Source organism: Streptomyces chilikensis, assembly GCF_001642695.1.
GTDB lineage: Bacteria > Actinomycetota > Actinomycetes > Streptomycetales > Streptomycetaceae > Streptomyces > Streptomyces chilikensis.
Genome location: NZ_LWCC02000096.1, coordinates 1 through 5,121 on the forward strand (window position 1 = coordinate 1; position 5,121 = coordinate 5,121).

Annotated in this window: 6 protein-coding genes; 3 read left to right on the forward strand and 3 right to left on the reverse strand. The window is 76.0% G+C overall.

Annotated elements, in window-relative coordinates; translation table 11 throughout:
- Positions 1 to 131: 131 nt before the first annotated feature.
- The 3 genes from A2U95_RS24145 to A2U95_RS24155 all read right to left on the reverse strand — a co-directional run bounded on the left by A2U95_RS24145 (position 132) and on the right by A2U95_RS24155 (position 2,220).
- Positions 132 to 389: a hypothetical protein gene (locus tag A2U95_RS24145; protein ID WP_166026715.1), complete on the reverse strand. Its 258-nt coding sequence runs from the start codon at positions 387 to 389 to the stop codon at positions 132 to 134.
- Between the two features lie 140 nt (positions 390 to 529).
- A complete protein-coding gene (locus A2U95_RS24150) occupies positions 530 to 991 on the reverse strand; it encodes a universal stress protein (protein WP_166026716.1) in 462 nt (153 codons plus the stop codon).
- A gap of 179 nt (positions 992 to 1,170) precedes the next feature.
- Positions 1,171 to 2,220, reverse strand: a complete 1,050-nt coding sequence (locus A2U95_RS24155) for a lactonase family protein (protein WP_166026718.1) — start codon at positions 2,218 to 2,220, stop codon at positions 1,171 to 1,173.
- Between the two features lie 417 nt (positions 2,221 to 2,637).
- Here A2U95_RS24155 and A2U95_RS24160 point away from each other — a divergent pair, with 417 nt between their 5' ends.
- The 3 genes from A2U95_RS24160 to A2U95_RS24170 form a co-directional block, all read left to right on the forward strand.
- Positions 2,638 to 4,059 carry a glucose-6-phosphate dehydrogenase gene (locus A2U95_RS24160; RefSeq protein WP_166026720.1) on the forward strand — a complete coding sequence of 474 codons (1,422 nt, stop codon included), beginning with the start codon at positions 2,638 to 2,640 and terminating at the stop codon, positions 4,057 to 4,059.
- Complete coding sequence (locus A2U95_RS24165; protein WP_166026722.1) at positions 4,056 to 4,595, forward strand: gluconokinase; 540 nt, start codon at positions 4,056 to 4,058, stop codon at positions 4,593 to 4,595. Before A2U95_RS24160 ends, A2U95_RS24165 begins: the two co-directional genes overlap by 4 nt.
- A 121-nt stretch (positions 4,596 to 4,716) precedes the next feature.
- A partial coding sequence (locus A2U95_RS24170; RefSeq protein WP_166026724.1) for a DUF7144 family membrane protein occupies positions 4,717 to 5,121 on the forward strand: 405 nt, incomplete at its 3' end.

Sequence of the window (5,121 nt, forward strand, 5' to 3'; positions counted from 1 at the left end):
TGCGGGCCCTGCCGCCCCGGGCGGGCCGCGCGGGGCGCGTGGACCGGTCCTGCGGCGCGGGGCGGACCACCCCGGGCGGGCCGCGCGGTGCGCCGCCGTCCGCGTCCCGTGGGGCCGGGTGCCCCTCCGGCTCAGTGGCCCACCGTCTGCCAGACGGTCACGGCCAGCGCCCCCACCGAGGCGAGCGTCGCCACCGCCCGCAGCGGCCAGCGGTTCCGCTCCAGCGCCGCCACCCGCGCGGCGAGCGCGTCCAGTTCCTTCGCCGTCTCCTCGGCACGATGGCCGAGCAGGGCCAGCCCGCCGTCGACCCGCGCCTGCGCCACGTCGCAGCGGCGCCGCAGCTCGGCGACCTCCTTGTGCACCACCGGCTGTTCGGGGGTGGTGTTCACCGTGCACTCCCTTCCCTCACCGACCTCCGGCCCTTGCCGGCCGACCGTCGTACCGGCAGTCAACAGGGCCGGCGGGAAGCCCGGGAGCGTGTGCGAATGGCATATGCGCACCCCCGGCTCACACGGAGTGTGAAAAACGGTCACCCAGTGTCATCGTGGCGGATCACCACCACCGGGCAGGCGGCGTGCTGCACGCAGTGCTGGGTCACCGACCCCAGCAGCAGCCCGGAGAACCCGCCGAGCCCCCGGCTTCCGACCACCAGCAGGGCCGCGCCCCGGGACGCGTCGATCAGCACGCCGGCCGCCGCGCCGTGGCGCACCTCGGCGCGGATCCCGGCCGGCGGCCGCGGCCCCGCCGCCTCCCGGACGGCCTCCTCGAGCTCCTCGAGCGCCCGCGCCCGCAGGGCCGCCTCGTCGGCGCTCGGCGGGGGCAGCCAGCCGAGGCTTCCGTGGAGGTGCGGGAAGTCCCAGGCGTTCAACGCCTCCACCGTGCCCCGGGTGCACTCCGCCTGCCGCACCGCCCACCGCAGCGCCTCCTTCGACGGGTCCGAACCGTCCACCCCGACCACGATGCGGCCCGGCTTCCCCCGCTGATCGCTCACGCTTCCTCCTCGGCAGGCGGCAGGCGACGCCGAAGGGCTCGCCGTGTCAGCGCAAACAGTACATTCCGGGCAGAGGGGTCGGCGCCTCCACGGGAACCCCGCTGCCGCGGCACCGGGTCCCCCGCGGCGCACGACCGGCCCCGGACGGAGTTCCCACCTCCGCCCGGGACCGGCCCGCGTCACACGAACAGGACGCTGGACGCCGCGGGGACCTCGACGGCCCCGGCCCGCCGCGGCACGCCCTCCTCGTCGAGGTCGAACCAGGTCACGTCCCCCGAACGCTCGTTGGCCGCGTACAGCCGACCGCCCGACGGGTGCAGCACCAGGTCGCGCGGCCAGTTCCCGCCGCACGGCACCGAGGTGAGGACCTCCAGCCGCTCGCCGCTCCCGTCCACCGACAGCACCACGACGGTGTCCGTGCCGCGCACCGCCGCCCACAGGCGCCGGCCGTCGAGGGAGATCACGGGGGCGGAGGGCTGCGCGCGGGCGTCGGCGCCGTCCGGGAACAGCGGGCACTCGCCGACCGGCCGCAGCTCCCCGGCCGCGGCGTCCCAGCGGCACACGGTGACGACGGGCCGCAGCTCGCCGAGCACGTACGCGTGGGTGCCGCGCGGGTGCATGACCAGGTGGCGCGGGCCGGTGCCGGGCGGCAGCCGGACGTCGGAGTGGAGGCGGAGCCGGCCGGTGGCCGGGTCGAGCTCGCAGACCCGCACCGAGTCGGTGCCGAGGTCGACGTTCAGCACCCAGCGGCCCGCCGGGTCCGGCACCACCACCTGGTGGGCGTGCGGGCCCTCCTGGCGCTCCTGGTTCGGCCCCGCCCCCTCGTTGCGCAGCAGGCCACCGGCCGCCCCGGGGGCCCCGTCGGCGGCCAGCGGCAGTGCCGTGACGCTTCCCGAGCCGTAGTTGGCGGTCACCAGGTGGTCCCCGAGCACGGCGAGGTGCGTCGGATCGGCGCCCTCCACCGGCACCGGCCCGCCGATCGGCTCGGGGACGGACCCCGCGACGTCGTAGGCGGCCACCGCGCCCCGCGCCGTCTCGGACACGCAGTAGAGCACCGGCCCGCCGTCCCGGCGCCCCAGCGCCAGATAGGACGGGTTGGGCACGGTGGCGACGGCGGCCGTGGGGGTCAGCGCGCCGGTGCCGGGGTCGACGGAGGCCTGGACGATCCCCCGTCCGCCGCTCGTCGTGAAGGAACCGATGAAAGCCCGTTGGGCGCCTGTGCTCGTCATGATGATCAGACTAGGAGCCGCGCCCCCGAGCCGCCCTGAGGATCCATCCGCCGAGATGCCCCGAACGCACCAACCGGATCGGGGACCGTTTGCGGCCCGACCCGGCCTCGGGGAGGGTGACAGGCACAGGCACAGGCACAGGCACGCCCGGGACGGCCGGCGGAGGGCGAGGCCCCTTCGCCCCGCGCGGCTTCCGGCCGGCGCACGGCCCGGCCGCCCGGGGGAGGCCCGACGGCACCCACGGCCCGCACGCGTCGCCGTGCGTCCGGGCGGGCCCGCCCGGGCCGCCCTCCGACAGACCGACCCGACGAGCGGAGCACCCATGGGCAACTTCCCGCAGGCGTCCGGCCCCACCGGCGTCACCGCCGGAGGCGCGCACCGCGCACGGGTGGCGGCACGGGCGGAGGGCCGCGGCCGATGACCGTCCGACGCCTCGTCGTCCTCGGCGGCACCGGTGACCTGACCGGCCGTTACCTGCTGCCGGCCCTGGCCGCCCTGCACGCCGGCGGACACCTCGACGACCGGTTCACCATGACGGCCGCCGGCCGCGAGGACTGGGACGGGCAGCGGTACCGGGACTGGGCCGCCGGCCAGTTCGCGCGCCACGGGGCGGACCTGCCGCCCGCGTCCGTCCGGGCCGTCACGGCCGCCTGCGACTACCGCAGGGCCGACGTCACCGACCCCGCCGAGGTGGCCGCCGCCGTCGCGGGCGACGACCCGGTCGCCGTCTACCTCGCCCTGCCGCCCGCGCTGTTCGCCGCCACCGTGACCGCCCTGCACGACGCCGGACTGCCCCGGGGCAGCCGCATCGTGACGGAGAAGCCGTTCGGCGAGAGCCTGTCGGACGCGGAGGAACTCAACCGGCTCCTCGCCGGCCTGCTGCCCGAGCGGGCCGTCTTCCGCGTCGACCACTTCCTCGCCATGACCACCGTGCAGAACCTGCTCGGCAGCAGGCTCGCCAACCGGGTCCTGGAACCCCTCTGGAACAGCACGCACATCGCCGAGGTCGACATCGTCTGGGACGAGACCCTCGCCCTGGAGGGCCGCGCCGGCTACTACGACCACGTCGGCGCGCTCAAGGACATGATCCAGAACCACCTCCTCCAGATCCTGTGCCTGGTCGCCATGGAGCCGCCGCTCACCCTGGGCGAGCGCGACCTGCGCGACCGGAAGGTCGACGTGCTGCGCTCGGTGCGGCGCCTGACCGACGCCGACGTGGTGCACCGCACCCGCCGCGCCCGCTACGCGGCCGGCCGCGTCGGCGGCCACGACGTGCCCTCCTACACCGACGAGGAGGGCGTGGACCCGGCGCGGCGCACCGAGACCTTCGCCGAGGTCGAGCTCGAACTCGACAGCTGGCGCTGGTCCGGCACCAGGTTCCGGCTGCGCACCGGCAAGGGCCTCGGCCAGGACCGGATGGAGGTCGCGGTGCGGTTCCGGCCCGTCCCGCACCTGCCCTTCGGGCAGGACGACGCCGTCCGGCCCAACGTGCTGCGCTTCGGACTCCTGCCGGAGAGCCTGGCCATGGAGATGAACGTCGTCGGCTCGCAGGTGGAGAGCCTCACGCAGGTCTCGCTGAGCGCCCGGATGGACCCGCCCGACCTCCCGGCCTACGGACGCCTGCTGCTGGACGTGCTGCGCGGCGACCCCGCGCTCTCCCTGCGCGGCGACGAGGCGGAGGAGGCGTGGCGGGTCGTGGAGCCGGTGCTGTCCGCCTGGGAACGGGGGCTGGTCCCGCTGGAGGAGTACCCGGCCGGCTCGCGGGGGCCGGCGCGCCGGCACACCCCCGGGCGGCGGGACGACCTGCTCCACCAGGACGCGGTCCTGCCGCCGCGATGACGACGCGGGCCGTGAACGACCGGGACGGGGGCGGGGCCCCGTGCGTCGTCGTCATCGGCGTCTCCGGCGCCGGCAAGTCCACGGTCGCCCGCCTCCTCGCCGAACGCCTCGGCCTGCCCTTCGCGGAGGCGGACGACTTCCACCCGCCCGCCAACATCCGCAAGATGTCCGCCGGCGTCCCGCTGGACGACCAGGACCGCCGGTCGTGGCTGGAGACGGTCGGACGCTGGCTCGAGGACCGCGAGAAGGCCGGCACCGGGGGAGTGGTCGCCTGCTCCGCCCTGCGCCGCTCCTACCGCGACGCCCTCCGCGCCGCCTGCCCCTCCGCCCTGTTCCTCCACCTCACCGCCGGCCGCGACCTCCTCGCGGAGCGCCTGCGCGGACGCACCGGTCACTTCATGCCCGAGACCCTCCTCGACTCCCAGCTCGCCACGCTGGAACCGCTCCAGCCCGACGAGAAGGGCGCGGCGCTGGACGCGGGGCCGCCCCCCGAGGCCGTCGCCCGCGAGGCCGCGGAGCTGGTCGGGCGCTCCTGACCGGACGACGGCGGATCACCCGGACGGTCCCTGTGCGGTCGCCCCGCCGGAGCCGCGGGACCACGCTGTGACCGTGGCGGAAAACGCCGCTGGTTCCGCACCAGGACGAAAGGTGACAGCCATGGCGGGCATGCCCGGTGAGGTGCGACGCGACAGGAACGGGCCGGGCGACGGCGTACGGCCGTCCTCGCCAGGGCAGTTCGCGGGCATCGGCATGGTGCTCAGCGGTGTGCTGAGCATCCTCCAGGGCATCGCCGGCATCGCCCGCGACCGTCTCTTCGGCACGCCGCTGCACTACGAGTACCGGTTCGACCTCACGGCCTGGGGATGGATCCACCTGGTGCTGGGCGTCGCCCTGCTGGCGGGCGGCGCCGCTCTCCTCCGCCGCGTCCCCTGGGCCCGTTCCGCGGGTCTGGCGATCGCGGCGATCAGCCTGATCAGCCAGTTCATGTTCATCCCGTACTACCCCGTCTGGTGCATCGCCGTGATGATCCTGGACCTCCTGGTCCTGTGGACCCTGGCCCGG

Bases quoted from the DNA above. Each gene is read 5' to 3' on its own strand.
- A2U95_RS24165 (WP_166026722.1), top strand. From the start codon at position 4,056: ATGACGACGCGGGCCGTGAACGACCGGGACGGGGGCGGGGCCCCGTGC.
- A2U95_RS24155 (WP_166026718.1), bottom strand. From the start codon at position 2,220: ATGACGAGCACAGGCGCCCAACGGGCTTTCATCGGTTCCTTCACGACG.
- A2U95_RS24160 (WP_166026720.1), top strand. From the start codon at position 2,638: ATGACCGTCCGACGCCTCGTCGTCCTCGGCGGCACCGGTGACCTGACC.